We start from the raw sequence: 25,165 nt of genomic DNA on the forward strand, positions 1-25,165 counted from the left end.
CGCCCGCTCGCCTTAGGATCGCGGGATGCTCGGACCTCTCGCGCGCCTGGATCCGCCCGCCCGGCGCATCCTCATCGGCGCGCCGGCGGGGGCAGGCAAGACCACGCTGGCCCGGCGCGTCCAGGAGCGCACGGGCCTCCCGTACACCGAGATGGACTCCCTCTTCCACGGGCCCGGCTGGACCGAGCTGCCCACGTTCCGCGACGACGTCGAGGCCTTCTCGTCGCGCGACGCGTGGGTCACCGAGTGGCAGTACACGACCCAGCTCGGGCAGCTGCTGCCGTCGCGCGCCGACACCCTCGTCTGGCTCGACCTGCCCGTGACGGTGCAGATGGGACGGCTGATCCGCCGCACGGTCGTCCGCCGCTGGCGCCGTGAGCCGCTGTGGCACGGCAACGTCGAGCCGCCGCTGCGCACCGTCCTCACCGACCCCGACCACATCGTGCGGTGGGGGTGGCGGGGGCGCGCGAAGATGCGGAAGCGGGTCGTGCTCGCGACCGTCGGTCACCCGCACCTGCGGGTCGTGCGGCTGCGCTCGACCCGCGACATCGACATGTGGCTGCGCGGGCTGCCGGCCGCGGACGCGTCGGCGCCCTCGGCGTAGCCGCCCCCGGACTCGCTGCCAGGCGTCCGCGCCTCCGTCACCAGCACCGCCGCGACGCCCGCGCCGCACAGCACGAAGCCCGCGAGCGTGACCGCCGTGATCCGCTCCCCGATCAGCAGCGCGCCCGCCGCCGCGGTCGTCGGGGCGACCAGGAACAGCAGCGCGTTGAGCGCCGTGATCCCCACGCGCTCGAGCAGCCACCAGTACAGCCCGTAGGCGGCGAGGGTCGGCACGAGGGCGGCGACGGCGGTCGTGATCCAGAACGCGGGATCCGCGGGCGGCGCCAGCGTCCCCGTCCCGAGCGCGGCGACCACGAGCGCGGCCGCCGTGACGACGACGTGCACGGTCAGCGTCACGAGCACGGGAGGCCGGCCGGACGACCGGCGCTCGAGGAAGGTCCCGGCGACGAGGCACGCCATCGCCGCCGCGGGCAGGAGGTAGGCGACCGGATCCGCATCCGCCGCCCCCGCCTGCGACCGCACGACGAGCACCACGCCGACGGCCCCGAGCGCGAGCCCGGCCCACTGCGCGCCGCGCACGCGCAGCCCGAGCAGCGGCCCGACGAGCGTCGCGACGACGAGCGGCTGCACGGCGTCGATGAGCGCGGTCGTCCCGGTGGCGATGCCCGCGCCGATCGCCGCGTACACGAAGGCGCAGTAGCCGAGCTGCGCGCACGCGCCGATGAGCGCCTGCCGGCCGAGCATCCGCGGGGCGATCCCGCGGGCGGCGCCCGTCACGACGACGAGACCCACGAGCAGCACGGCGAGCGGCGCGAACCGCCAGACGAGCAGCGTCGTCGCGGCCACTTCGACCGTGCCGATCGCCGCGATGAGGAAGCCCGCGCTCCACGCGAGCACGAACCCGGTCGCGGCGACGACCGTCACGAGCCGCCGAGGTATACCGATCTGTCTACTCGTCATGGGCTCGACTATACAGACCGGTATATTCGTCGCATGCGCACCGCCGTCCCCGACCTCGCCCCGCTCACCCCCGGAGCCCGCCGCGTGCTCGACGCGGCGTCCGGGCTCTTCTACGCGCGGGGGATCCACGTGGTCGGCGTCGACGCGATCGCCGCCGCCGCCGGCGTCACCAAGAAGACGATCTACGACCGCTTCGGCTCCAAGGAGCGGCTCGTGGTCGCGTACCTGCAGCACCGCGACGCCCGGTGGCGCGAGCACCTCGCGGCGCGGCTCGCCCGCACGCCGGAGCCTGGGATCGACCGGGTGCTGGCGGTGTTCGACGCGGCCATCACCTGGGCCGATGCGAACACGCCGAAGGGCTGCAGCGCGATCAACGCGCGCGCGGAGCTCGGCGCCGGCGACCTCGGCGACGAGGACGACGGCCACGACGTGCTGCCCGAGGTGATGCGGCAGAAGGCGTGGCTGCTCGAGCTGCTCCTGGACCTGTGCCGCGAGGCCGCGGTGCCGGATCCGGCCGCCACCTCCCGCATGCTGATGCTGATCTACGAGGGCGGCCTCGTGACGCTCGGCATGGGCACGTTCGCGCACCCGATGACGGTCGCGCGCGACGCGGCCCGGGCGCTGCTCGGGAGGTCGCCCTCGTGAGCGGGCCCGTGGACGACGAGGCGCCCTGCCCGTTCTGCGCGCTGCTCGGCGACGCGCCGATGGTCGCGCCGCTGCCGCAGGACGTGGTGGCCGAGCGCGAACGGGCGATCGCCGTCATCGCGCCGCGCTGGTGGCCGCGCAACCGCGGGCATGCCCTGGTCGTCCCGCGGATCCACGTCCGCGACCTCTACTCCGTGGCGCCCGCCGACCTGCACGCCGTGATGGACCTCGTGCAGGAGGTCGCCGTCGCCATGCGGGCGACCTACGGCTGCGCGGGCATCTCGATCCGGCAGCACAACGAGACGGCGGGCGGCCAGGACGTGTGGCACCTCCACGTCCACGTCTTCCCGCGCGCGGAGGGCGACGACCTGTACGGATCCGCGCCGCTGCCCGGCTTCGCGTCGCCCGAGGAGCGCCTGCCGTTCGCGCGCCTGCTGCGCGAGGAGCTGTCCGCTCGTCGGCGGGGAGATCCTGAGACCCGGACGCCGCAGCCCGACCCGGCCTAGCGTCGGAGGCACGAGCCGAGCGCGCACCCGACGCCCGGCCGTGCCATCCGTCCGATCCGCAGGAGGAGAACCATGACCACCATCGCCATCGTGGGGGCCGGCGCCGGCCTCGGCGCCGCCGTCGCCCGCCGCTTCGGAGCCGAGGGCTTCGCCGTCGCGCTCGTCTCGCGCAGCCAGGAGCGCGTCGACGAGCTCGCGCGCACGCTCGCCGACGAGGGGATCACCGCCCGCGGGTACGCCGCGAACGTCCGCGACCACGTGGCGCTCGCCGCCGCGCTCGACCGGGCGGCGCAGGAGCTCGGGCCCGTCGAGGTGCTCCAGTACAGCCCGCTGCCGCAGAAGGAGTTCCTGCGGCCGGTGCTCGAGACGACGCCCGGCGACCTCGTCGGCGCGTTCGAGTTCTCCATCCAGGCGCCCGTCGCCGCCGTGCACCAGGTGCTGCAGGGCATGCGCGTGCTCGGGCGCGGGACCGTCCTGTTCATAAACGGCGGCACCGCCGTGCAGCCGCTGCCGAAGTACGCCGGCACCTCCATCGCCTTCGCGGGCGAGAGCGCCTACGGGCAGATGATCCACGAGGCGCTGGCGGACGACGGGATCCACGTGGGCCAGCTGATCATCCCCGGCGCCATCACGCCGGGCCACCCGAAGAAGGACCCGAAGGCCCTCGCCGACACCCTCTGGTCCATGCACGAGGAGCGCGGCGAGTTCCGCCGCTTCGCCGCCGACATGGACGACGAGTAGGCAGCGACCGGTCGCGCGAGTCGCCCTGACGGGGGCCTGCGCGATCGGCGCCCGGCTGGGATGCTCGCAGGATGGACGCCACCGCACCCCTCCTGACCTGGACCCTCGCCGCCGAGATCCCCGTCCCCGCCGACGTGCACGAGCTGCTCGTGGAGGGGGAGCAGGCCGTCGCCTCGTTCCGCACCTTCCGCGACTCGGCCACCTTCACGACGAAGCGCCTCATCGTGCGCGATGCCCAGGGGATCACGGGCAAGAAGGTGGAGCTGTACTCGCTTCCCTACAGCGCCATCAACATGTGGTCGACCGAGAACGCCGGCACCTTCGACCTCAATGCGGAGCTGGAGCTCTGGACGCGGGCCGGCCACATCAAGGTGAAGCTCGGCAAGGGCGCGGACATCCGACGCATCGACGGCCTCATCGCCTGGGCCGTGCTGCACGCGCACTGACGCAGGCACGACGAAGGGGAGGGGGAGCGACCCGGATGCGCTCCCCCTCCCCTCGGCTGCGCGGCCTCGATGGCCGCCCCGACGCCTACTTCGTCGGCGTGGCCGACACCAGGAACTCGACGGTGCCCGTGTCCTGCACGCTCACGAAGCCGAGGCTCGGGGCCTGCACGCCGTAGTCGGAGAACGTGACGGGGATGGATCCGCTCACCTGCACGCCGCCGCCCGAGAGCGCGGCCTGCAGCGGCACGGTGACGGTCTGCGTCACGCCGTGCATGGTGAGCTCGCCGGTCGCCTGGACCGTCGCGACCTGGCCGTCGGCGGGCACGGCCGCGTCGACGGGCTGGGTCAGCGTGAAGGTCGCGTCGGGGTACTTCGCGACCTCCATGGCGGTGCTGCGGAAGTACTCGTCGCGGGGGGCCGCGTCGGTGGCGATGCTCGCGACGTCGACCTTCACGGTCGCGGCCGAGAGGGTGGATCCGTCGACCGTGATGGATCCGGTCACGTCCTCGGTCTTGCCGACGACGGTCACGTCGGTGCCGTTGAGCACCTCGGCGACGCGGTAGCCGGCGGTGCTGCCGGTGCCGATCTGCCACTCGCCGGACAGGTCGCTCGTGTCGAGCGTGGAGTCGGCGGGGGCGGCCGAGACGGACGGGGCGGCCGCGGGGGCGCCGACGATCACGTCACGGTAGAAGGCGGGGCCGAACGCGGCGGCGCTGACACCGAGCACGACCACCACGGCCGCGCTCGTGCCGAGGATGATCTTGGTCTTCTTCTGCATGGGGGTCTCCTGATCCGGATGGTGCTCATCTGATCGCCGCGAGAGGCTGCGCCGACATCAGGGACGACGGACCAGCGAGGAGGAACGTTCACGGGCTCAGGGTCCTGCCAGGTTCGCGGGTCCGCCTGCGATGATTCGCGGGAGCGGTGAACCATCCGGCCGTCCGTCTCGTCGTGGGAGGAGGAGGCACGGATGACCACGGAGAGCACGGCCCGCATGCGGGCGCTGCACGATGCGCACGCGCCTGCGCTGCAGCGGTACGCGCTGCGGCTGACGGGGGATCCGGCGCTCGCCGAGGACGTCGTGCAGGAGGCGCTGCTGCGGGCCTGGCGCTCGCCGGCGATCCTCGCGGAGGACGACGAGTCGGCCCGGCGCTGGCTCTTCACCGTCGTGCGGAACCTCGTGATCGACGACCGCCGCAGCGCCTGGCGCGGCCGCGAGACGCCGACCGACGTGCTGCCGGAGGATCCCGTCGCCGACGCCTCCGACGCCATCATCGACCGCCTGCTCGTGGCCGAGGCGCTCGCGTCGCTCTCGGCCGAGCACCGCCGCGCGGTCGTCAGCTGCTACCACCTGGGCCGCACGGTCGTGGAGACGGCGGAACGCGAGGGCGTCCCGCCCGGCACCATCAAGTCCCGCCTCCACTACGCGCTCAAGGCGCTCCGTCTCGCCCTGCAGGAACGAGGAGTCACCCGATGAACGACCGCGCCGACGACATCCACGAGTGGGATGCCGCGTACGTGCTCGGCAGCCTGAGCGCCACCGACCGCGCGCTCTTCGAGTCCCACCTCGAGGGGTGCGATGCGTGCATGCGCTCCCTCGCCGAGCTCTCCGGCCTGCCCGGCGTGCTGCGGATGCTCCCCGTCGAGGAGGCGATCGCGCTCATGGACGAGCCCGAGGCCCCCGCCGTCCCGCAGCCCGTCGCGCCGGCGCTGGACGCATCCGCCCACCGGGTGCCGCGCCGTCGCCGGCGACCCCTCGCGGGTCCCGCGCGCCTGCCGCTGTCCCGCCGCACGGGCGGGTGGCTGCTCGCGGCCGCCGCCGTCGTGCTCCTCGTCGGCGGCGCGGGCCTCGGCTCCGCGCTCCGCGCCGGCGTGAGCGGGCCCGTCGCGGATCCGACCCCGGCCGCCTCCTCGCCCGCCGGGGACCCGTCCGGGGATCTCTCCGAGGGCCTGCCCCCCGACGCGGTGAGCATGCGCTCCGATCTCGACGAGGGCGTCACCGCGAAGCTCGCCCTCACTCCGCAGCCGTGGGGCACGCGCTTCGACTGGAGCTGCGAGTACGCGGGCGGCGGCGTCGGCCAGGGCGCCTACGACCTCGTCGCGATCGAGGACGACGGCACGCGCACGGTCGTCGCGACCTGGGGCGCTGGCCAGGCGGAGTCGCGGCTGCTCGCGGCCACCTCGAGCCTCCCGACGGATCGGATTCGCACGGTGCAGATCACCCCCTCCGACTCCGACGTGGTGCTGGCGAGCCGCGACCTCTAGGCTCCGGTGCCCATGAGCCGACTCGTTCGCCGATCCGCTGCCGCCGAGGTGGCCGCATACATCGCGGAGTGCCTGGCGCAGGGGAGGCGCGACCACGCAGTGCGCCACTTCATCCAGCTCGCCGACGATCTCGCAGCTGCGCACGGCGAGGCTCGCGCGGTCATCGGGGCGGCCAGGCCGGAGACCACGGGGGAGCGGTGCTGGGACGCTGCCATCGCCGCTCTCGTCGAGCATCGCCTCCTCGAGGAGGGTCTACGAGTCCCGGCGTGGGTCGCCGCCGAGGAGTTCCGGGTCGAACCGCCGTGGACCTTCGGGAGTGGCCTGTACGACATCCCCGTCGAGCCGGAGCGCGCTCTCCCGTCGTTCCTCCGTCACGGCGTGATGCTCGACCCGGACACCCTCGCGAGCGTCTAGTCGGGCAGTCGGGCCACGACGGGACGGTCCGCGCATGTTCGCGAACGGCAGGCGCCCTTCGTGGTGCGCCATGAAGTCGGAGAGCATCTCGCTCTCCTCATCCGACGCCCGGCGCGCAGGTGCGGTCTCCCGCCATGCGACGAGCAGCTGCGCGGCGTCGTCGAGGTGCCAGATCGCACGTCCCCCGCGATGCGCCGTGGCCTTTCCCGATCCGAAGGCCGCGTACTCCCGGAGCCGTGCTCGGAGTCCACGTCGGCTACCCGGCGCTCGCCCGGCCTTGCCGACGTAGACGACGGCGCTGCCCGCCACCCATTCGGCTTCGAGCCGCTCGGGCGGATACGACGGATCACCTCCCTTGAACCATCCGGCTGGGCTCACGGGGAGGAAAGCGGGAGGGGTCAGGGCCGGCCGGACGACCACATAGACGCCGCTCGCCTGCGGAGCGTCGTCCGCAGCGCGGTCGAACTGCACGAAGCCCTCGAAGCCCGCTCCGCGCAGGCCGGCGACGCTCCAGTCCATGACCGAAGCCTAGGGCGCCTCGCAGCCGGCAGCCGGATCTTCCGAGGCCCGGCAGGAGGCCCCGCCCCACCCCTGGCGCGCCGCCCGCGCCGCGCCGTAACCTGGCGTCCCACACCTGAGGAAAAGCGAGCGGCGAGGACCCGATGAGCGACCCGGCAGCGCACGCAGACGCGCCCGACGCGCCCGCGATGAGCGACGCCGACGCGGCCGTCGTCGCCGCGCGTTGGAAGCGCAACGCGACCCTCTTCCTCAGCGGCCAGACGGTCTCGCTGTTCGGCTCGATGCTCGTCCAGTACGCGGTCATGTGGTACGTCACCTTCGAGACCCGCTCGGGTCTCGCGGTCGCGCTCTACGCGGTGTGCGCGTTCCTGCCGCAGGGCATCGTCTCGATCTTCGGCGGCACCCTGGCCGACCGGATGAACCGGCGCGTGCTCGTGATCGTGTCCGACAGCACCATCGCGATCGTCACGCTCGCGCTCGCCCTGCTGATGATGAACGGGGTCACCGACCTCTGGATCATCCTGCTCGCGGTGGCCGTGCGCTCCGTCGGCGCCGGGTTCCAGACGCCCGCGGTGCAGGCGATGATCCCGCAGATCGTGCCGCCCGAGCAGCTGCTCCGGATCAACGGCATCTTCGGCACCATCCAGTCGGCGATGGCCCTGCTCGCGCCGGCCGCCGCGGGCGCGATCTTCGCCGCCTACGGCCTCGTGCCCCTCTTCTTCGTCGATGCGATCACGGCCGCGATCGGCATCGCGTTCCTGCTCTCGGTGGCCGTGCCGACGCTCGCGTCCATCGCCGACAAGACGTCGACGTACCGCGAGGACCTCGTCGAGGGGATCCGCTACATCGGCGGCGACCCGGTCGTGCGCTGGCTGCTGGTGGTCTTCGCGATCATCTTCCTGCTCACGGTCGCGCCGTCGTTCATCACGCCGCTGCTCGTGGCCCGCACCTACGGCACGGAGGTGTGGATGGTGACCGTGCTCGAGATCGCCTTCAGCGTCGGCATGCTCGGCGGCGGCGCGCTCGTGTCGACGCTGTTCGCGAAGTCCGACCGCATGACGCTGATCCTCGTCAGCTGCTTCGGCTTCGCCATCTTCACCGCGGGCCTCGGCCTCAGCCCGAACCTCTGGGTGTTCTACGGCTTCATGTTCGCGATCGGCCTGTTCGTGCCGCTGTTCTCGGCGCCGTTCATGACGCTCGTGCAGGAGACGGTCGCGCCCGAGATGCACGGCCGCGTCTTCAGCTACGTCGGCATCGTCATGGCGCTCGCGACCCCGATCGGCGCGGTCGCGTTCGGCCCGCTCGCCGACGTGTTCCGCGTGCAGGAGCTGCTGGTGGCGGCGGGGATCATCACGGTCGTCGTGATCACGGTCGCCATCTCCCTGCCGTCCGGCCGCGCCGCGATCCGTTTGGTGCGCGCGAAGAAGGCGGAGGCGGTGCAGTCCACCGCTTCCGAAGCCTCGCTCACCGCGGTGGACCCTCCGCCTACGGCCCCGGTCGCCTAGCCATTTCCTCGCGCTGACGTGCAGCTAGACCGGCCGTAGTGCCGCGTCGCGCCATAAATTTCGTTCTGCGTGAAAGGCGAGTCGCATTCACGAGCGGAGGCCGGGAGGGCGCAGTCGTCGTGACGGCGGCTGCGCCTCCCTTGGTCGTCGAGCTGGGAGAGTCCAGACCATCCCGGGGCGTGTGGACGTCAGTCAGGCATTCGCCGGCAGAGGATCACTGCCCACCGGAAAGCGCAAGCGCATAGCTGGCGGGCTCACGTGCCTCATCGGATTCGCTCGTCGGGCGGGTGCCTGCTGCGCCGAAGGTGGTGATCTGATCTTCTGCGCGCTCGCCGACTCTGGTGTCAACGAACAGGTCATGTCCGATGTTGCGCAGGCCATCGACGGACGCGATATCCGCCTCGTGTGCGTCGTCCGTGAGGATGAATTGATGAGTCTCGACGGCGCCATCCGCTTCTGGGATGCTGTTTCGGACGGAGATCGCGCGCTGAGAGAAGCTGCTGTTAGACGCCCGGGCGGATGTGACGTAGTCCTCCTCGGAGCCGCCGGAGGTGAATAGGAAAGTGTCTGAAGCGTTAGACGCCCTCCATAGCTGCACTCCTTCATACTGACCGATTGCGACCAGGTCATCCTTCGAGAGATTCGACGCGGAAGCAACATGCAGTAAGGCGGAGTTCGGGACGACAGTGTTTTCGACGCGGCCCTCAGTGGCTGTGGATTCTTCGATGACATCACTGCGGATCCGTCCTACATCCAAGGCAGCGGCCTTGGCGTTATGGCTGGCGGTCTCCCCTGGCGACTTCCACTTGAACGCACCCTTCCGGTAGTTCCGGGTGTCGTAGATCGTGGCCTCATAGCTCCAGGCATTCGTAGTGGCTGTGCCGAGCCATACTTGTATGTTAGCCAACCCGGTTATCGTCTCCTCGGTGAATCCTGCCGTGATCCCGGTGCGGCTTTGATGCACTGTCCCCTCTGTATAGATGACATCAGGAGCCGCACTTCCGTCGAAGAAGGTCGCGGTCGCAGCTTGCGCTGGCGTCGCGACAGTCATCGCCAACGCAGTAGGGGATACAAATGATGCTATGGCGATTTGCTTTCTTTTCATCAGATGGTTCCTTTCGTTGGTGTCTCTTTTGGAAGAGAACTTCATGGTTCATCTCGCCGGAACGATCCCACATTCGAAGCAGGCGAAGTAACAGAACGAAACACGACGCTGTCGCGGCATTGCCGCTGGTGGTCAGCGGCAAGATGGAGACCCGCCATGAGCGGGCAATGTCCTCGTAGGAGGAGATGCCGAGGTCCCGTGCGCAATATCTGTGCGTGGGGAATTAGGCCGATGAGTGAGGAGCGATGACGTGATGGGATTCAATGGACGACTCTCGGCCGCCCTGGCGGAAGCGCAGGCGCGGCGTCAGCGAGCCGAGAGTGGCCGTGCTCCCGATGACAGCAGGGGTGCTCGACCAGATGCCTTCGACGGGCACGCGACCCCGCTGCCGCCGTACGAGAAGGTCGCACGGAGAAGACACTGGTGGCAGAGGCGGCCCTGAGCGGCCTCGAGCGATGAAGCCGTGATCCGCCTCGAGTGATGCTGAGGTGAAGGCGGCGTTCGGGCCGCGCGAAGGGGGCTGACGTCCGGGTCCTAGCGCCTAGCAGCCCGCGGCGGCTGTCGGCCTCTCCCCGAGCTCCTCCGCGTACGCGGCAACTGCGCACCCGTACTCGGGCAGCGTCGGCGCGAGCCGGCGCAGCGCCACGGCCAGCGCCTCCGTCGGGCGTCCGGCGTCGTGCAGCGCGAGCGCGAGGAAGGCATCGCGGCCGGGGGCGTGCGCGTCGTCGGGCAGGGCCTCGAGCAGCGCGACCGCCTCGGCCGCCTCGCCGACGTTGCGCAGGGAGCTCGCGAGCTGGATCACCGCGAACGGCCGGTGCTCCGCGTCCAGCCCGCCGGCGATCGCCGCGCGGTACAGCGGCACGGCCTCCGCCTCGCGGCCCACGAAGTCGTGCGCGCTGGCCAGCTCGTAGAGCGCCCGCGGATCGTCGGCCGGACGCTCGGCGACCAGCGCGCGCATCCCGGCGACGGTCTCGTCCGCGCGCTCGTCGTCGGCGCCCGCCCAGAAGGCGGCTACCCGGGCGTCCCAGTCGTCGTGGTGATCCATGCGCCCAGCCTGGCAGGGCGACCGCGGGTCAGCGGCGGCGTGCGGGCGGCGGCCCCGTCGTCGCCCGGCGCACGAGCCGCGTCGGCAGCTGCACGCGCATCGCCTCCGGCTCGGTGCCCGCCATCAGCGACATGAGCAGATCCACCGCGGTGGTGCCGAGGCGCTGCATCGGCTGGCGGATCGTGGTGAGCGGCGGCGTCATCTGCGAGGCCTCCGGGATGTCGTCGAAGCCGATGACGGAGAGGTCCTCGGGCACGCGGATCCCGAGCTCGGCCGCCACCTGCAGGATCGCGATGCCCGAGAGGTCGTTGGCGGCGAAGATCGCGGTCGGCCGGTCCGGCATCGACAGCAGGCCGCGCGCCGGCTCCCGCGCGGCTGCCGTGAGGAACAGTCCCGCGCGCACGAGCGCCGGGTCGAACGCGATCCCGGCGTCCTGCAGGGCGCGCCGGTAGCCGGCCTCGCGCAGGCTCGCGGAGCGGAGGTCGGGGCGGCCCGCGAGGAACCCGATCCGCCGGTGCCCGAGCTCGAGCAGGTGCCGCGTCGCCTGGAGCGCGCCGCCCAGGCTGTCGGACTCGACGCTCGGCAGGTCGGCGGGCCCGGTGTGCGGGTCGATGGACACGACGGGGATCTCGGTCTGCGCCGTCACGACCGTGGGCGTCACCATGATCGCGCCGTCGATGAGGGTGCCGCTCAACCGGCTGAGCGACCGGCGCTCCCAGCCCGTGTTGTCCACCTGCCGGGATCCGCTGTAGGCCAGGAGGTCGTAGCGCGAGCTCCGGAGGGCCGCGCCCACGCCCTTGAGGATCTCCGCGCTGAACGGCTCGAAGCCCGCCACCAGCACGCCGATCACGCCCGTGCGATGGGAGCGCATGCTGCTCGCCACGAGGCTCGACTCGTAGCCCAGGCGCTCGACGACCTCCATCACGCGGCTCGACGTCTCGGCCGAGATCCCGTATCGCCCGTTGACCGCCTTGGAGACGGTGGACACCGAGACGCCGGCGGCCGCGGCGACGTCGTGGATGGTGGGGCGGCGGGACATGGACCGCACCCTACGCCCGGAGAAAAGGATTTCGAAAACGTTTGACGAAGCCCGGAGCGCGACCGAGACTGGCCCGACCGGCCCCCGTCACGACGACGCGACGACGCGATGACGCGACACGGGACCGGTTCGAGTCGCACCCCACAGCGCCAGGCACGCGGCTCGTGCACGTCCACCCCCGACACCCGCCAGGGTGCGCTCAAAGAAGAGACAGGTAGAACGACATGAAGGCACGGAAGATCCTCACGGGATCCGCGGCCCTGCTCGTGGGGGCCCTCGCCCTCGCCGGCTGCAGCGGCAGCGGTTCCGGCAACGGCGACGACGGCGGCCCCGTCGAGATGACGCTGTGGCACAACTCCACCACCGGCCCGGGCAAGGCGTTCTGGGACAAGACGACGGCCGACTTCAACGCGTCCCACCCCGGCGTCACGGTCACGCCCACGTCGATCCAGAACGAGGACCTCGACGGCAAGCTCCAGACCGCGCTCAACTCGGGCGACGCGCCCGACATCTTCCTGCAGCGCGGCGGCGGCAAGCTCGCGGCCACGGTCGCGGCGGGGCAGATCATGGACATCACCGACGGCATCTCCGCCGACGTGAAGGCCGGGATCGCCCAGAGCGCGTTCGACGCGAACTCCATCGACGGCAAGGCGTACGCCATGCCCGTCGCCGTGCTCCCCAGCGGCATCTTCTACAGCCAGGACCTCTTCACGGCGGCCGGCATCACGGAGACGCCGAAGACGATGGACGAGCTGAACGCGGACGTCGAGAAGCTCAAGGCCACGGGCGTCGCCCCCATCGCGCTCGGCGCGAAGGACGCGTGGCCCGCCGCGCACTGGTTCTTCAACTTCGCGCTCCGCGAGTGCAGCTCCGCGACGCTCGAGCAGGCCGCCAAGGACAAGGACTTCAGCGACGACTGCTGGATCAAGGCGGGCCAGGACGTCCAGGACCTCGTGGGCACGAACCCCTTCAACGACGGCTTCCTCACCACCGCGGCGCAGCAGGGCGCGGGCAGCTCCGCCGGCCTCATCGCCAACCACCAGGCGGCCATGGAGCTCATGGGCGCCTGGGACCCGGGAGTCATCGCGGGCCTGACCCCGGATTCGAAGCCGCTGGCCGACCTGTCCTGGTTCCCCTTCCCGGAGATCTCCGGCGGACAGGGGCAGCCCGGCTCCATGATGGGCGGCATCGACGGCTACTCCTGCAAGGCGGACGCGCCCAAGGTGTGCGTCGACTTCCTCAACTACATCGGCACCGCCGACGTGCAGAAGGAGTACTACGCGGCCTTCAACGCCCCGCCCGTGAACACCGAGGCGCAGAGCGCGGTCACCGAGCCGTACCTGCAGGAGATCATCAAGGCCTACAACGACGCGCCCTACGTGTCGCAGTGGCTCGACACCGTCTACGGCCTGAACGTCGGCAACGCGATGAACGTCGGCGTGGTCGACCTCATGGCGGGCGGCGGCAGCCCGGAGAAGCTCATCCAGACCGTCTCCGACGCGGCCAAGAAGGCCTAGGCGCACCGACATGGCACTCCGCGAGAGCTCGCTCGACGAGCAGCGTCCCGCGGCTGATCCTGCACACCCCGAGGGCGGCGTCGCGACGACGCCGCCCTCGGCGGTTCGTGCGCGACGCCGCGGCCTCGGCTGGTCCGGTCGCCTCGAGGTCCTGATCCTCGTCGGCCCGGCCCTCCTCTTCTTCCTCGGCTTCGTCATCTACCCCGTGGTGATGGCGGCCTACTACGGCTTCTTCAGCTGGCAGGGCTTCGGCCCGCCCACGGTGTTCGTGGGCTTCCGCAACTACATCACGATCCTCCAGGACCCCACGTTCCACGAGGCGCTGATGCACAACGCCGTGATCGTGGTGCTGTCGCTCGTGCTCCAGGGCCCGGTCGCGATCCTCGTGGCGCTCCTGCTGAACCGGAAGCTGCGCGGCCAGTCGATCATCCGCGTGCTCATCTTCGTGCCGTACGTGATCTCCGAGGTCGTCGTCGGCACCGGCTGGAGCCTCATGCTCCAGGGCTCCGGCGCGCTCAACGGCTTCCTCGCGAACATCGGCCTGGCCGACCTCCAGCAGGACTGGCTCGCGAACCCCGACATCGCCATCTGGTCACTGATGACGATCATCACGTGGAAGTACATCGGCTTCGCGGTGATCCTCTTCCTCGCCGGCCTCCAGGGCATCCCCGAGGAGCTCTCCGAGGCGGCCGCCATCGACGGCGCGTCGTACTGGCAGATCCAGCGGCGCATCACGCTGCCGCTGCTCGCGCCGACGCTGCGCATCTGGGCGTTCCTGTCGATCATCGGCTCGCTGCAGCTGTTCGACCTCGTCTACATCATCTGGGGCCAGTACATCTCGGCCACCGCGGGCACCTCGACCATGGCCACGTACCTCGTGGCCAACGGACGCGGATCCGGCAACTACGGGTACGGCAACGCCGTCGCCGTGGTGCTGTTCCTCATCTCCCTGGTCGTCGCGCTCGTCTACCAGCGATTCGTGCTCAACCGCGACACCGCCGGCGCCCTCACGGGTGCGGGAAGGAAGAAGAAGTGAGCACCATCACCGCGGCTCCGCGCGACGCGGACCTGGATCCCACCTCCTCGGCCAAGACGCCGAAGCCCACGCGGGCGAAGGCGCCCGGCCAGGGCAACAACCCCATCCCGTACCTCGTCGCGGTCGTGCTGATCGCCCTGATGCTGACGCCGGTGGCGTACATCATCCTGGGCGGGTTCCGCACGAACGCGCAGATCACGACCGACCCGGCGGGCTTCCCGTCGCCGTTCCAGATCCAGAACTACCTCGACGTGCTCGGGGGCTCGATGTTCTGGCGGCAGGTGGGCAACTCGGTCATCGCGGCCGTGGGCACCACGGTCGGCGCGGTCGTGCTCGGCCTCATGGCGAGCTACGTGCTGGCGCGCTACACGTTCGTCGGCCGGGGAGCGCTCTACGCGCTGTTCGCGTCGGGGCTCATGTTCCCGATCACCGTGGCGATCACGCCGCTCTACATCGTGATCCGCTCGCTGGGCCTCACGAACTCGCTGCCGGGGATCATCCTCCCGCAGATCGCGTTCGCGCTCCCGACGACGATCATCATCCTGGTGCCGTTCCTGCGGGCCATCCCGGACGAGATCCAGGAGGCCGCGTTCATCGACGGGTGCAGCCGCATCGGGTTCTTCTTCCGCATGGTCGTGCGGCTGTCGATGCCGGGCGTCATCACGGTGGGCATCCTCGCGTTCATCGGCAGCTGGAACAGCTACCTGCTCCCGCTGTTCCTCCTGAGCGACGCGTCGAACTACACGCTGCCGCTCGGCGTGCAGTCGTTCTCGTCGCAGTACTCCGTCGACACGGCGAAGGTGCTCGCGTTCACGTCGCTGTCGATGATCCCCGCGCTCATCTTCTTCTCGATCTTCGAGCGCCGCATCGTCGGCGGGCTCACCGGCGCGGTGAAGGGGTGACCGGGGCGGAGGCGCCGGCGCCCGGCGCCGTCGCGCTCCCCGAGGTGTCGGCGCGCGTGCGCGAGCTGCATGCGCGCATGACCCTCGAGGAGAAGCTCGCGCAGATCGTCGGCTACTGGGTCGACCAGGGCGGCGAGGTCGTCGCGCCCATGCAGGGCGAGATGGCCACGACCGGCAAGTACGAGGAGGCGACCGAGCACGGCCTCGGGCACCTCACCCGCGTGTACGGCACGCGTCCCGTGGATCCCGTCGAGCGCGCGTCGTGGCTGTGGGCCGAGCAGAGGCGGCTGCAGACGGAGACGCGGCTCGGGATCCCGGCGCTCGTGCACGAGGAGTGCCTCACCGGGCTCGCCGCGTGGCAGGCCGCGACCTTCCCGACGCCGCTCGCGTGGGGCGCGTCCTTCGACCCGGGTCTCGTGGAGGAGATGGCCGGCCTCATCGGCGGGTCGATGAAGGAGCTCGGCGTGCACCAGGGCCTCGCGCCCGTGCTCGACGTGATCCGCGACGCCCGCTGGGGCCGCGTCGACGAGTGCATCGCCGAGGACCCGTACGTGGTCGGCACCATCGGCACGGCGTACGTGAAGGGACTGCAGTCGGCCGGGATCCACGCCACGCTCAAGCACTTCGTCGGCTACTCGGTCTCGCAGTCGGGACGCAACCACGCGCCCGCGCACGTGGGCCCGCGCTTCGTGGAGGACGTGCTGCTGCCGCCCTTCGAGATGGCGGTGCTCGACGGCGAGGTGCGCTCGGTCATGAACTCGTACGCGGAGATCGACGGCGCGCCCGTCGGCGCGACGCCCGAGTACCTCACCGACGTGCTCCGCGGCCGCTGGGGCTTCGACGGCGTCGTGGTCTCCGACTACTTCTCCGTCGCGTTCCTCCAGGTGATGCACGCCGTCGCGGGCGACCGCGGCGAGGCGGCCGAGCTCGCGCTCGCCGCCGGCATCGACGTGGAGCTGCCCACGGGCGACGCGTACCTCGCGCCGCTGGCGGAGCGGATCCGCGCCGGGCTCGCCGACGAGTCGCTCGTCGACCGCGCGGTGCTCCGCGTGCTCGACGAGAAGGAGGAGCTGGGGCTGCTCGACGCGACCTTCGAGGATCCGCCCACCGAGATCGACCTCGACACCCCGGCCCACCGGGACGTCGCGCGCCGGCTCGCGGAGGAGTCCGTGGTGCTGCTCGCCAACGACGGCACGCTGCCGCTCGCGGGCGGCGACCGGACCGCTCCTGGACGGATCGCGCTCATCGGCCCCAACGCCGACAGCGCCGAGGCGCTCATGGGCTGCTACTCGTTCGCCAACCACGTGCTCGCGCACCACCCGGGCACCCCGCTCGGGTTCGCGATCCCGACCGTCGCCGAGGCGCTGCGCGTCGAGCTGCCCGACAGCGAGCTGGTGCTCGTGGCGGGCGCCGAGGTCGAGGGCGACGACCGCTCGGGCTTCGACGCCGCGGTCGAGGCGGCACGCGGATCCGACCTCGCGGTCGTGGTCGTCGGCGACCGGGCGGGCCTGTTCGGCCGCGGCACGGTCGGCGAGGGCAACGACGTCGAGAGCCTCGAGCTGCCCGGCGTCCAGCGCGAGCTGGTCGAGGCCGTGCGCGCCACCGGGACCCCCGTGGTCGTGGTGCTGCTCACCGGCCGGCCGTACGCGGTGGCGTGGGCGTTGGAGGGCGAGACCGCTCCGGCCGCCGTGCTGCAGGCGTTCTTCCCGGGCGAGGAGGGCGGATCCGCGATCGCGGGCGTCCTCTCCGGCCGGGTGTCGCCGTCGGGCCGCCTGCCGGTGTCGCTCCCGAGGTCCGCGGGCGCGCAGCCGTTCTCGTACCTGCACCCGATCCTCGGGGGGCCGAGCGAGGTGACGAGCGCGGATCCCACGCCCGTGCTGCCGTTCGGGCACGGGCTGTCGTACACGACCTTCGAGCGGAGCGCGCTGTCCGTGGCATCGTCGGAGGTCACGGCCGGCGAGGCCTTCACCGCGACCGTCGTCGTCCGCAACACGGGCGACCGCGACGGCACCGACGTCGTGCAGCTCTACGCGCGCGACGTGCAGGGCAGCGTCACGCGACCCGTCGCGCAGCTGCTCGGCTATCTGCGCCTGGACCTCGCCGCCGGGGAGTCGGCGGAGGTCACGTTCCGGGTTCCCACGACGCGCCTCGCCCTCACCGACCTGCGGTACCGCCGCATCGTCGAGCCGGGTGCGGTCGAGCTCTGGGTCGGTCCGTCGAGCGCCGAGAAGGAGACGGAGGCGGCGATCGCGATCACCGGATCCGCGCATCACGTCACCATCGCCGACGAGCGGTACGTCGGCACCTCGGTCGAGCGCGTCGGGGTCGCCGCGGACGCGTCCACCGTGCCGGAGCGGGTGCTCGAGCCGAGCTGATCCCCGTACGACCGGAGCCCCGGACGCCGCGCCCTCGACGCGCGGCGGCCGGGCTCCGTCGTGCGGGATCTGCTGCTGAGGCGGGGCGCCCACTGGCAGGGTGGGGGCATGCCCGGCCCCCGCCCCCGCCTCCGCCCCTGGACCGCGTCCGACGCCGGCGCCCTCCGCGACGCGTTCCTCACCACTCCGGACCTCGTGAGCCAGCTGGGCGGTGCCGACCTGTCGACCATCGCGGCCGCCGAGGCCCACATCGCGGGCCCGCTCGCCGCCGACGACGCGCACCGCGTCTGGGCGATCGTCGACGACGGCGTCGCGGTGGGCAGCGTCGGCGTCTCGGCGATCGACCGCCGGCACGACACCGCGTGGCTGCACTACTGGTTGGCGGGATCCGGCCGGGGCCGCGGCCTCGCGACCCGGGCACTGGCGGGCGCGGCGGCGTGGGCGTTCGCCGACGGCCTCTTCCGCCTCGAGCTGGGGCACCGCGTGAACAACCCGGCGTCGTGCGGGGTCGCGACGCGCGCCGGGTTCGCCGCCGAGGGGATCGAGCGCGCCAAGCTCCGCTACGGCGACGAGCGCTTCGACGTGGAGATGCACGCGCGGCTCGCGACGGATCCGCCTCCCGAGGTGATGCCGCTGCCCGGTAGCGTCGGAGCGTGACCTGGCCCGCGCTGCACATCACCCGCTCCGTCGACGCCGACGTGGCCTCCGTCGTGGCCGTCGCCGGGGATCCCGCGCGGCTGCCCGAGTGGGCGGCGGGCGTCAGCTCGGGGATCCGGCTCGAGGGCGGGCGCTGGCTGTCGGACTCGCCGCTGGGCGCGATCGAGATCGCGTTCACGGGCCCGCGCGAGCTCGGGATCCTCGACCACGACGTGACGCTCCCCGACGGCACGGTGGTCCGCAATCCGCTGTGGGTCCTCCCGAACGACGCCGGCAGCGAGGTCGTGTTCACGCTGTTCCGACGGCCGGGCATGACCGACGTGTCCTTCGCGGAGGACGCGGCGCTCGTCGCGGCGGACCTCGACCGGCTCGCGGCGCTGGTGGCCCGCGGCTGAGCGGGCCGCCGACCCGGGCTGCCGGTCCCTCCCGCTACCGTCGACGCATGCCGTCCGCCCGCCTCGCCGACCCCGACGACCGCACGGCCCGGCTCGACCTCCACCGCCCGTCACCCGATGACGCCGCCGAGGTCCACGCGATCCTCTCCGACCCCGCCGTCTGGACCCACTACCCGTCGCTGCGCGTGACGGATCCGGCCCAGACCGACCGCTTCCTCCGCACGCGCGTCGAGGCCTGGGAGCGCGACGGCCTCGGCACGTGGATCGTGCGCGAGCGGGACGCCGACGCGGTCGTCGGGTTCGGCGGCTGCGGCATCGCGCACGACGCCTTCTGGAACCTCGGCTACCGCTTCGCGCCCGCCGTGCACGGCCGCGGCTACGCGACGGAGATGGCGGCGCGGGCGATCGCGCGGGCGCGGATCCTCCGCCCCGACCTGCCCGTCGTCGCGTACCTCGTCGCCCACAACCGCGCGTCGGCCGCCGTGGCGGAGAAGGCGGGTCTCGCGCTCGTGCATCGCGGGCCGGATCCCGGCAACGCCGACCCCGAGGTGATGCGCCTCGTCTTCGCCGACCGCGCCCTCAGCGACGCGCAGCGGGACGCGACGATGCGCTGACCCCGTCCGCGACGGGCGCGCGACGGGCTCGCCACGCCCCGACCTCCGCCACGAGGATCCGCGTCGCCGCCAGCAGCACGAGCGCGACCGCCGTCAGCACGATGAGCGGCGGCAGCAGGAAGCCGAGCGCGATCAGCGGGTGCTCCATCCCGAGCGCCGGCCAGCCCATGTCCTCCCACCGGTCGGCGAGGAGCAGCAGCGCCGCCATCACGGCGAGCTCCACCGTCAGCACCCCGATCGTGATCCGCGTCGCGAGCCTCATGCCGTCCCCTGCCGTGTGCCGAGCCGCCACCCTCGCACGGTTCCCCCGCCTGCGGAAGACCCGGATGCCGCGCCACACTGGATCCATGAGCACCGCCGCCGACGCCCTCGCCCGCCTCGTCGCGGGCGTCGACCGCGAGCGGCTGGGCGCGTACGGCGCGGTCGTGCGGATCGGTGACGATGAGGCCGCGCACCGCTGGCGCAGCGACGACCGCGAGAACCTCTACTCGGTGTCGAAGGGCGTGGTCGCGCTCGCCGTCGGCATGGCCGTGGACGAGGGGATCCTCGCGCTCGACACCCGCGTGCCCGAGCTTCTCCCGGATCTCGACCTCGGCACAGGCGTCGACGAGGTCACCGTCGAGCACCTCCTCACCATGACGAGCGGCGTCGACTTCGCGTGGTTCGGCGACGAGCCCGTCCCTGGATCCGACCTCGCGCAGGCGATGCTCGGGCTCCCGACCCGCGGCCGCGTCTTCCAGTACAGCGACGCCAGCCCCTACGTCGCGATGCGGATGCTCGCCGCGACGGTCGGCGACGTCCGCGACTGGCTCCTCCCGCGCCTCTTCGCGCCGCTCGGCATCGAGAACCCGCAGTGGCACCGCTGCCCGCTCGGCTTCATCGTGGGCGGCAGCGGCCTGGAGCTCCGCACCGGCGAGCTCGCGCGCATCGGCCGGCTGCTCCGCGACCGCGGCGCATGGGAGGGTCGGCAGCTCGTGAGCGCGGAGTGGGTCGACCGGATGCACGGATCCTGGGTCCCGACCGGCGCCGACGACCCCTCCGCGCCCTTCGCCCGCTACGGCATCGCGACCTGGGACGGCCCCGGCGACGCCTGGCGCCTCGACGGCCGCTACGGCCAGTACGTGCTGGTCGACGGATCCCGCGACGCGGTCGTCACCATCACGGCCCACGAGGAGGAGCGCGACCACCGGCTCGCGGAGCTGGCGGTGGAGTCGGTGGCGGCGGCCGCCGCGGGCTGACCGGCCGCCATCTCGGCGGCCCGCCGCCGTCGGTTGATAACATTACCAACGCGTCCCAGGATTGGTAACATTACCAACATGCGTGACGCGACCGACAACCCCTTCAGCCCCGGCTCCGACACGGTTCCCGAGATCTGGGCGGGGCGCACCGAGCAGCTGAGCGACTGGCGAGACGTGGTCCGCCCCCGGCTCATCCGCGGCCTGCCCGAGCGCGGCCGCACCGTGCTCGGCGAACCCGGGCTCGGCAAGTCCTCCCTCGTGCGGCGCATCGCGCAGGCCGCCGCCGACGATGGGGACTGGGTCACGCCGCAGCTCCGGATCCCCCTCGGCGCCGATCCGCTGAAGCCCGTCGCGGCTGCGGTGCTGGAGCTCGCACGCGCCGCGGGCCTGCCCTCCGTGCGTGAGAAGCGGATCAAGGAGGCCATCGCGCGGGTGGAGACGGTCGCGGCTGCCGGGCTGTCGCTGACAGTGAATGGATCCGAGCAGAGCGGCCCCGAGCCCTACACGGCGCTGACCGTGCTGCTCGTCGAGGTCGGGCGGGCGGCCGTGCGGCACGACCGGGTGGCTCTCGTCCACGTCGACGAGGTGCAGAACATCACGGATGAGCAGACGCTCTCGCAGCTGCTGATCGCCCTCGGGGACGCCCTCACGCACGAAGAGGAGGTGACGATCCCCGGGGGTGCCCACGTGCGCCGGTCCCTACCCATCGCGGTGTACCTCACGGGCCTGCCGGACTTCGAGGACCGTGCTGGCGCCCACAAGGGCGCGACCTTCGCCCGGCGCTTCCGCACCACCGTGCTGACCGCGATCGACGACGACGACATCCGCGCAGCGCTGCAGGACTTCGTCGTGCCGGGCTGGGAGGTCACGGACGGCTCCGGCCGCACCCGCCGCGTCCGCATGGACCAGGACGCTGCCGCCGCGATCGTCGACCTGTGCCGCGGGGAGCCGTTCCTCTTCCAGCTGGCGGGGGAGCGCGCCTGGTACGCCGGATCGGGGCCGACGATCACCCGAGACGAGGTCCACGCGGGCTGGCGCGGCGCGGAGCGCGAGGCGGCCGCGCACGTGGAGCGGATCCTCGAGCGGCTGCCACCACGGGAGCGATCCTTCATCGAGGCGATGGCCGCTCTGCCTGCCGGAGAGCGCACGCTCACCCGCATCGCGAAGCAGATGGGCCGGTCGAGGGCGGCGGAGGTCGGCACCACCGCGCAGCGCCTCGACACCGTGCGTGGGATCATCGACCGGGGCACGTCCTACGGCTTCCGGCACCGCGCCATCGAGGCGCATCTGACCAGCACTTGGCCGCGGATCGGCTGAGGCATGGACGGGGCGTCTCTCGCCATGACGAAGGGATCAGACGGCTGAGCACGCCGCGCCGCCGTCCGCGTTGACACGTCCCCCGCGCCCCCGGGACAATGAGAGGACGTTGCTTACAACGTTGTAACGGCTCGGATCCACACGGCTAGCCCGGCGTCGATCGGCCCCGCTCCCGATGAAGTGAAGGACCACTCCATGACCGACGCCCGCCCCGCACCCGACGCCCGGATCGCCATCGACCGCACCGCGGTCGTCGCCCCCGTCAACCGCCGCACCTTCGGCTCGTTCGTCGAGCACCTCGGCCGCTGCGTGTACGACGGCATCTACGAGCCGGGCCACCCCACCGCCACGGCCGACGGCTTCCGCGGCGACGTCGTCGACCTCGTCAAGGAGCTCGGCACGAGCACCATCCGCTACCCCGGCGGCAACTTCGTCTCCGGCTACCGCTGGGAGGACGGCGTCGGCCCGCGCGCCGAGCGCCCGAAGCGCCTCGACCTCGCCTGGCACTCGCTCGAGACCAACGAGGTCGGCCTCGACGAGTTCGCGCGCTGGTGCGAGCTCACCGGCAGCGAGCTGATGATGGCCGTCAACCTCGGCACGCGCGGCGTGCTCGAGGCCCTCGACATCCTCGAGTACGCCAACCACCCGGGCGGCACCGCCCTCTCCGACCAGCGCATCGCCAACGGATCGCCGGAGCCCTACGGCGTCAAGATGTGGTGCCTCGGCAATGAGATGGACGGCCCGTGGCAGGTCGGCCACATGACGGCCGACGACTACGGCAAGCTCGCGAACCGCACCGCCGGCGCCATGAAGATGGTGGACCCGACGCTCGAGCTCGTCGCGTGCGGCAGCAGCGGATCCGGCATGCCGACCTTCGGCGAGTGGGAGCGCATCGTGCTCGAGCACGCGTACGACAACGTCGACTTCATCTCCGCCCACGCCTACTACCAGGAGCGCAAGGGCGACCTCGGCAGCTTCCTCGCCTCGTCGCTCGACATGGAGTACTTCATCCGCACGGTCGTCGCGTCGGCCGACCAGGTCAAGTACCGCCGCAAGAGCGACAAGACCATCAACATCTCCTTCGACGAGTGGAACGTCTGGTACCTCGACGAGCACCAGGAGTCCGGCGTCATCACGGAGGGCTGGCCCTACGCGCCCCACCTGCTCGAGGACGTCTACTCGGTCGCGGATGCGGTCGTGCTCGGCAACCTCATGATCACGCTGCTCAAGCACAGCGACCGCGTCACGTCGGCCAGCCTGGCGCAGCTCGTGAACGTGATCGCGCCGATCATGACGGAGACCGGCGGCGGCGCCTGGCGCCAGACCACGTTCTTCCCGTTCTCGGTCACGAGCCGTCTCGCGCAGGGCGAGGTGCTGAAGCCGCGCATCGACGTGGGCACGTACGAGACCGAGGTGCACGGCACCGCGCCGCTCGTCGACTCCGTCGCGACCTTCGACGAGACCACCGGCCGCGCGGCGGTCTTCCTCGTGAACCGCAGCTTGTCGGACGCGCTCACGGTCGAGATCGACGTCGCCGGCCTCGCCGTCTCCGAGGTGCTCGAGGCCGTCGGGATCCACGACGAGGACGTCTACGCGAAGAACACGTTCGCGGACCGCGAGCGCGTGGGCCTCACGGCGAACTCGTCGGCGTCGCTCGCCGACGGCACCCTCACGATCACGCTGCCGCCCGTGTCGTGGACGGCCGTGTCGCTCGGCTAGCCGCCGCCCGCTCCATCACGCGCCCGTCGCGCCGCACCCGCGGCCGGCGGGCGTCGTGCTGTCCGCTGTCAGCGCCCGTCGCGCCCGCGGTAGAGCGTCATCAGCGTGGCCGAGATGCGGCCGCCCGGGCCGAGCCGGTGGCCGTTCGCCTCGAGCCACGCGCGGGCGGCGGCGCGCTCGCCGGTCGGGGCGGAGCCGGCGGCGCCGGCTGCGGGGCGCGCGGGCTCGTCGTGGATCGGCGTGATCGTCACGGTCGTGCGCCGCCCGGCCGCGACGTACGGCGCGAGCGCGGCGCGGAGGGCGCGGGCGCCGGCGGGGTCGAGGTCGATCTCGTGCACGTCGCCGTCGAGGCCGAAGCGCACCGTCTCGGTCGTGGCGTCGCGCTCGGCGTCGCGCGGATCCACGTCGTCGGTCATGCCGCCTCCTCGGGCTCTCGATCCCCTCCGGCAGCCTAGGTCGCCGCGACGACATCGCCCGCGGCGTTGATGAGAACGATTCTCTTCTAGGCTGGGCGGATGGATCCCCACCGCGATGCCCGTCCGTCCGTCACCCGCGGCGGCCTCGCCGTCACCCTCGTCTCCGCGAGCGACCTCGACGCCGCGGCGCGCGTCGCGGCGGCCGCCGTCGGCGCCCCCGCCTCGGCCCCGCCCGCCGTGGTCGAGGCACCGGGCGGCGACAGCGGCGACCTCGGCGCGGACATCGCCGACGGCCTCATCGCGGACGCCGACGACGGGCGCACGGGGCTCGCGGTCGTGGCGCTCGAGCCGGCCGCGGATCCGCTCGAGGTCGCGCTGGTGCTGGAGCACGTGGTCGAGGCGCGGCATCCCGGATCCACGCACATCGGCATCCTCGACGTGGTCGCGGTCTCCTCCGTCGCGGAGATCCTCGAGCTGCTGCTCGACCCGGGCCGCGCCGACGCGACCCCGTTCGACGCGGCCGAGCGGCTGGCCGGGCGGCTCGAGTGCGCGAGCGTCGTGGTGCTCGACGACCTGGACGCCGATCATCCCGACCCCGACGCCCGCCGCGCCGTCGCCCTGCTCGCGCACCTGGCCCCGGATGCCCGCGTGATCGCCACGGCCGACCGGCGCGCGCTCGTGCCGACGCCCCTCCGCATCGGGCGGCAGCGCGCCCGGCGGCTCGCCGCGGGCATGGGCTGGCAGGTCGCGCTCGCGGGCGAGGCCGCGCCCACGACCGCCGACGGGATGGGCGTGCACGTCTTCCGCGACCCGCGCCCGTTCCACCCCGGGCGCCTGCACACGGCCGTCGCGCACGACCTCGTGCCGGGCCCGGTCGGCCGCATCGTCCGCTCGCGCGGGCTGGTGCGCCTCGCGACCCGGCCCGCGACCGTCGGATCCTGGGCGACCGCGGGCGACGTGCTCAGCCTCGACCCGACCGCCATGCGCAGCTGGGACCCCGACTCTCCCGCCGGCCAGGAGATCGCGTTCGTCGGCGAGCACCTCGACGGCGCCCTGCTCGACGGGATCCTCGGGGCCTGCCTCCTCGGGGCCGACGAGCTCGTGGCGGGACCGGATGCGTGGCACGGCTACGCGGATCCGTTCCCGGTCTGGGGCACCGAGCACCGGCACTGAGCCGGGGGCCGCGCGGCACGAGGCGCGCGGCCGGCTCCCGGCGGGGCTCCTG

The 25,165-nt window shown here is 72.3% G+C and carries 27 protein-coding genes; 19 read left to right on the forward strand and 8 right to left on the reverse strand.

What is annotated here, in order from left to right; all coding sequences use genetic code 11:
• The first annotated feature begins 25 nt into the window (after nt 1-25).
• A complete protein-coding gene (locus tag ITJ40_RS00925; protein WP_194665173.1) occupies nt 26-604 on the forward strand; it encodes an AAA family ATPase in 579 nt (192 codons plus the stop codon).
• On the opposite strand, the gene ITJ40_RS00930 is transcribed toward ITJ40_RS00925, so the two are convergent.
• On the reverse strand, nt 505-1,524 hold the full coding sequence (locus tag ITJ40_RS00930) for a DMT family transporter (protein ID WP_228511700.1): 1,020 nt from the start codon (nt 1,522-1,524) through the stop codon (nt 505-507). The two genes, ITJ40_RS00925 and ITJ40_RS00930, sit on opposite strands and share 100 nt — an antisense overlap.
• 33 nt (nt 1,525-1,557) lie before the next feature.
• Between ITJ40_RS00930 and ITJ40_RS00935 the strand changes: the two genes are divergently transcribed.
• From ITJ40_RS00935 to ITJ40_RS00950, 4 genes are all read left to right on the forward strand, one after another.
• A complete protein-coding gene (locus ITJ40_RS00935; RefSeq protein ID WP_194665175.1) occupies nt 1,558-2,169 on the forward strand; it encodes a TetR/AcrR family transcriptional regulator in 612 nt (203 codons plus the stop codon).
• Nucleotides 2,166-2,675 carry an HIT family protein gene (locus ITJ40_RS00940; RefSeq protein WP_370531957.1) on the forward strand — a complete coding sequence of 170 codons (510 nt, stop codon included), beginning with the start codon at nt 2,166-2,168 and terminating at the stop codon, nt 2,673-2,675. The genes ITJ40_RS00935 and ITJ40_RS00940 overlap by 4 nt, the downstream gene beginning before the upstream one ends.
• A gap of 72 nt (nt 2,676-2,747) precedes the next feature.
• Nucleotides 2,748-3,416 (forward strand): SDR family NAD(P)-dependent oxidoreductase, encoded by a 669-nt coding sequence (locus tag ITJ40_RS00945; RefSeq protein WP_194665176.1) that lies wholly within the window; start codon nt 2,748-2,750, stop codon nt 3,414-3,416.
• 71 nt (nt 3,417-3,487) lie between these two features.
• Nucleotides 3,488-3,862: a PH domain-containing protein gene (locus ITJ40_RS00950; protein ID WP_043583103.1), complete on the forward strand. Its 375-nt coding sequence runs from the start codon at nt 3,488-3,490 to the stop codon at nt 3,860-3,862.
• Nucleotides 3,863-3,947: 85 nt separating this feature from the next.
• Here the strand turns inward: ITJ40_RS00950 and ITJ40_RS00955 are convergent, their stop codons facing one another.
• Nucleotides 3,948-4,640 carry a YceI family protein gene (locus ITJ40_RS00955; protein WP_194665178.1) on the reverse strand — a complete coding sequence of 231 codons (693 nt, stop codon included), beginning with the start codon at nt 4,638-4,640 and terminating at the stop codon, nt 3,948-3,950.
• A 192-nt stretch (nt 4,641-4,832) separates the two neighbouring features.
• Here ITJ40_RS00955 and ITJ40_RS00960 point away from each other — a divergent pair, with 192 nt between their 5' ends.
• Together ITJ40_RS00960 and ITJ40_RS00965 are read left to right on the forward strand one after the other, a co-directional pair.
• Nucleotides 4,833-5,339, forward strand: coding sequence for a sigma-70 family RNA polymerase sigma factor (locus tag ITJ40_RS00960; RefSeq protein WP_011931510.1), 507 nt, complete (start codon nt 4,833-4,835; stop codon nt 5,337-5,339).
• Entirely contained in the window at nt 5,336-6,127 is a 792-nt protein-coding gene (locus tag ITJ40_RS00965; protein WP_194665179.1) for an anti-sigma factor, read from the forward strand. Before ITJ40_RS00960 ends, ITJ40_RS00965 begins: the two co-directional genes overlap by 4 nt.
• 252 nt (nt 6,128-6,379) lie before the next feature.
• Here the strand turns inward: ITJ40_RS00965 and ITJ40_RS00970 are convergent, their stop codons facing one another.
• On the reverse strand, nt 6,380-7,060 hold the full coding sequence (locus ITJ40_RS00970; protein WP_194665181.1) for a hypothetical protein: 681 nt from the start codon (nt 7,058-7,060) through the stop codon (nt 6,380-6,382).
• Nucleotides 7,061-7,203: 143 nt separating this feature from the next.
• Between ITJ40_RS00970 and ITJ40_RS00975 the strand changes: the two genes are divergently transcribed.
• Nucleotides 7,204-8,565, forward strand: a complete 1,362-nt coding sequence (locus ITJ40_RS00975; RefSeq protein ID WP_194665183.1) for an MFS transporter — start codon at nt 7,204-7,206, stop codon at nt 8,563-8,565.
• 214 nt (nt 8,566-8,779) lie between these two features.
• Here ITJ40_RS00975 and ITJ40_RS00980 read toward each other — a convergent pair whose 3' ends face one another.
• The 3 genes from ITJ40_RS00980 to ITJ40_RS00990 all read right to left on the reverse strand — a co-directional run bounded on the left by ITJ40_RS00980 (nt 8,780) and on the right by ITJ40_RS00990 (nt 11,754).
• The gene (locus ITJ40_RS00980) at nt 8,780-9,715 is read right to left on the reverse strand and encodes a hypothetical protein (protein ID WP_194665185.1); all 936 of its coding nucleotides are present in this window, start codon (nt 9,713-9,715) and stop codon (nt 8,780-8,782) included.
• A 496-nt stretch (nt 9,716-10,211) separates the two neighbouring features.
• The gene (locus tag ITJ40_RS00985; protein ID WP_194665187.1) at nt 10,212-10,715 is read right to left on the reverse strand and encodes a tetratricopeptide repeat protein; all 504 of its coding nucleotides are present in this window, start codon (nt 10,713-10,715) and stop codon (nt 10,212-10,214) included.
• Between the two features lie 28 nt (nt 10,716-10,743).
• Nucleotides 10,744-11,754, reverse strand: a complete 1,011-nt coding sequence (locus ITJ40_RS00990; RefSeq protein ID WP_194665189.1) for a LacI family DNA-binding transcriptional regulator — start codon at nt 11,752-11,754, stop codon at nt 10,744-10,746.
• A gap of 224 nt (nt 11,755-11,978) precedes the next feature.
• Here ITJ40_RS00990 and ITJ40_RS00995 point away from each other — a divergent pair, with 224 nt between their 5' ends.
• The 7 genes from ITJ40_RS00995 to ITJ40_RS01025 all read left to right on the forward strand — a co-directional run bounded on the left by ITJ40_RS00995 (nt 11,979) and on the right by ITJ40_RS01025 (nt 19,250).
• On the forward strand, nt 11,979-13,271 hold the full coding sequence (locus ITJ40_RS00995) for an extracellular solute-binding protein (protein WP_194665191.1): 1,293 nt from the start codon (nt 11,979-11,981) through the stop codon (nt 13,269-13,271).
• 10 nt (nt 13,272-13,281) lie between these two features.
• The gene (locus ITJ40_RS01000; RefSeq protein ID WP_194665193.1) at nt 13,282-14,307 is read left to right on the forward strand and encodes a carbohydrate ABC transporter permease; all 1,026 of its coding nucleotides are present in this window, start codon (nt 13,282-13,284) and stop codon (nt 14,305-14,307) included.
• Complete coding sequence (locus ITJ40_RS01005; RefSeq protein ID WP_194665194.1) at nt 14,304-15,209, forward strand: carbohydrate ABC transporter permease; 906 nt, start codon at nt 14,304-14,306, stop codon at nt 15,207-15,209. Before ITJ40_RS01000 ends, ITJ40_RS01005 begins: the two co-directional genes overlap by 4 nt.
• Nucleotides 15,206-17,584: a glycoside hydrolase family 3 N-terminal domain-containing protein gene (locus tag ITJ40_RS01010; RefSeq protein ID WP_194665196.1), complete on the forward strand. Its 2,379-nt coding sequence runs from the start codon at nt 15,206-15,208 to the stop codon at nt 17,582-17,584. Before ITJ40_RS01005 ends, ITJ40_RS01010 begins: the two co-directional genes overlap by 4 nt.
• Nucleotides 17,585-17,692: 108 nt before the next feature.
• A complete protein-coding gene (locus ITJ40_RS01015) occupies nt 17,693-18,241 on the forward strand; it encodes a GNAT family N-acetyltransferase (protein ID WP_194665198.1) in 549 nt (182 codons plus the stop codon).
• Nucleotides 18,238-18,636: an SRPBCC family protein gene (locus tag ITJ40_RS01020; protein WP_194665200.1), complete on the forward strand. Its 399-nt coding sequence runs from the start codon at nt 18,238-18,240 to the stop codon at nt 18,634-18,636. The genes ITJ40_RS01015 and ITJ40_RS01020 overlap by 4 nt, the downstream gene beginning before the upstream one ends.
• 47 nt (nt 18,637-18,683) lie before the next feature.
• Entirely contained in the window at nt 18,684-19,250 is a 567-nt protein-coding gene (locus tag ITJ40_RS01025; protein WP_194665202.1) for a GNAT family N-acetyltransferase, read from the forward strand.
• On the opposite strand, the gene ITJ40_RS01030 is transcribed toward ITJ40_RS01025, so the two are convergent.
• On the reverse strand, nt 19,216-19,512 hold the full coding sequence (locus ITJ40_RS01030; protein WP_194665203.1) for a hypothetical protein: 297 nt from the start codon (nt 19,510-19,512) through the stop codon (nt 19,216-19,218). The genes ITJ40_RS01025 and ITJ40_RS01030 overlap by 35 nt on opposite strands.
• 85 nt (nt 19,513-19,597) lie before the next feature.
• On the opposite strand from ITJ40_RS01030, the gene ITJ40_RS01035 reads away from it, so the two are divergent.
• The 3 genes from ITJ40_RS01035 (at nt 19,598) to ITJ40_RS01045 (ending at nt 23,524) form a co-directional block, all read left to right on the forward strand.
• The gene (locus ITJ40_RS01035) at nt 19,598-20,488 is read left to right on the forward strand and encodes a serine hydrolase (protein ID WP_194665205.1); all 891 of its coding nucleotides are present in this window, start codon (nt 19,598-19,600) and stop codon (nt 20,486-20,488) included.
• A 78-nt stretch (nt 20,489-20,566) separates the two neighbouring features.
• A complete protein-coding gene (locus ITJ40_RS01040) occupies nt 20,567-21,805 on the forward strand; it encodes an ATP-binding protein (protein ID WP_194665207.1) in 1,239 nt (412 codons plus the stop codon).
• A 195-nt stretch (nt 21,806-22,000) separates the two neighbouring features.
• Entirely contained in the window at nt 22,001-23,524 is a 1,524-nt protein-coding gene (locus ITJ40_RS01045; protein ID WP_194665209.1) for an alpha-N-arabinofuranosidase, read from the forward strand.
• Nucleotides 23,525-23,592: 68 nt separating this feature from the next.
• Here ITJ40_RS01045 and ITJ40_RS01050 read toward each other — a convergent pair whose 3' ends face one another.
• A complete protein-coding gene (locus ITJ40_RS01050; RefSeq protein ID WP_194665211.1) occupies nt 23,593-23,940 on the reverse strand; it encodes a histone-like nucleoid-structuring protein Lsr2 in 348 nt (115 codons plus the stop codon).
• Between the two features lie 99 nt (nt 23,941-24,039).
• Here ITJ40_RS01050 and ITJ40_RS01055 point away from each other — a divergent pair, with 99 nt between their 5' ends.
• Nucleotides 24,040-25,113, forward strand: a complete 1,074-nt coding sequence (locus ITJ40_RS01055; protein WP_194665213.1) for a GTP-binding protein — start codon at nt 24,040-24,042, stop codon at nt 25,111-25,113.
• The last annotated feature ends 52 nt before the right edge of the window (nt 25,114-25,165 follow it).

The organism is Clavibacter sp. VKM Ac-2872 (genome assembly GCF_015351105.1).
Taxonomy (GTDB): Bacteria; Actinomycetota; Actinomycetes; order Actinomycetales; family Microbacteriaceae; genus Clavibacter.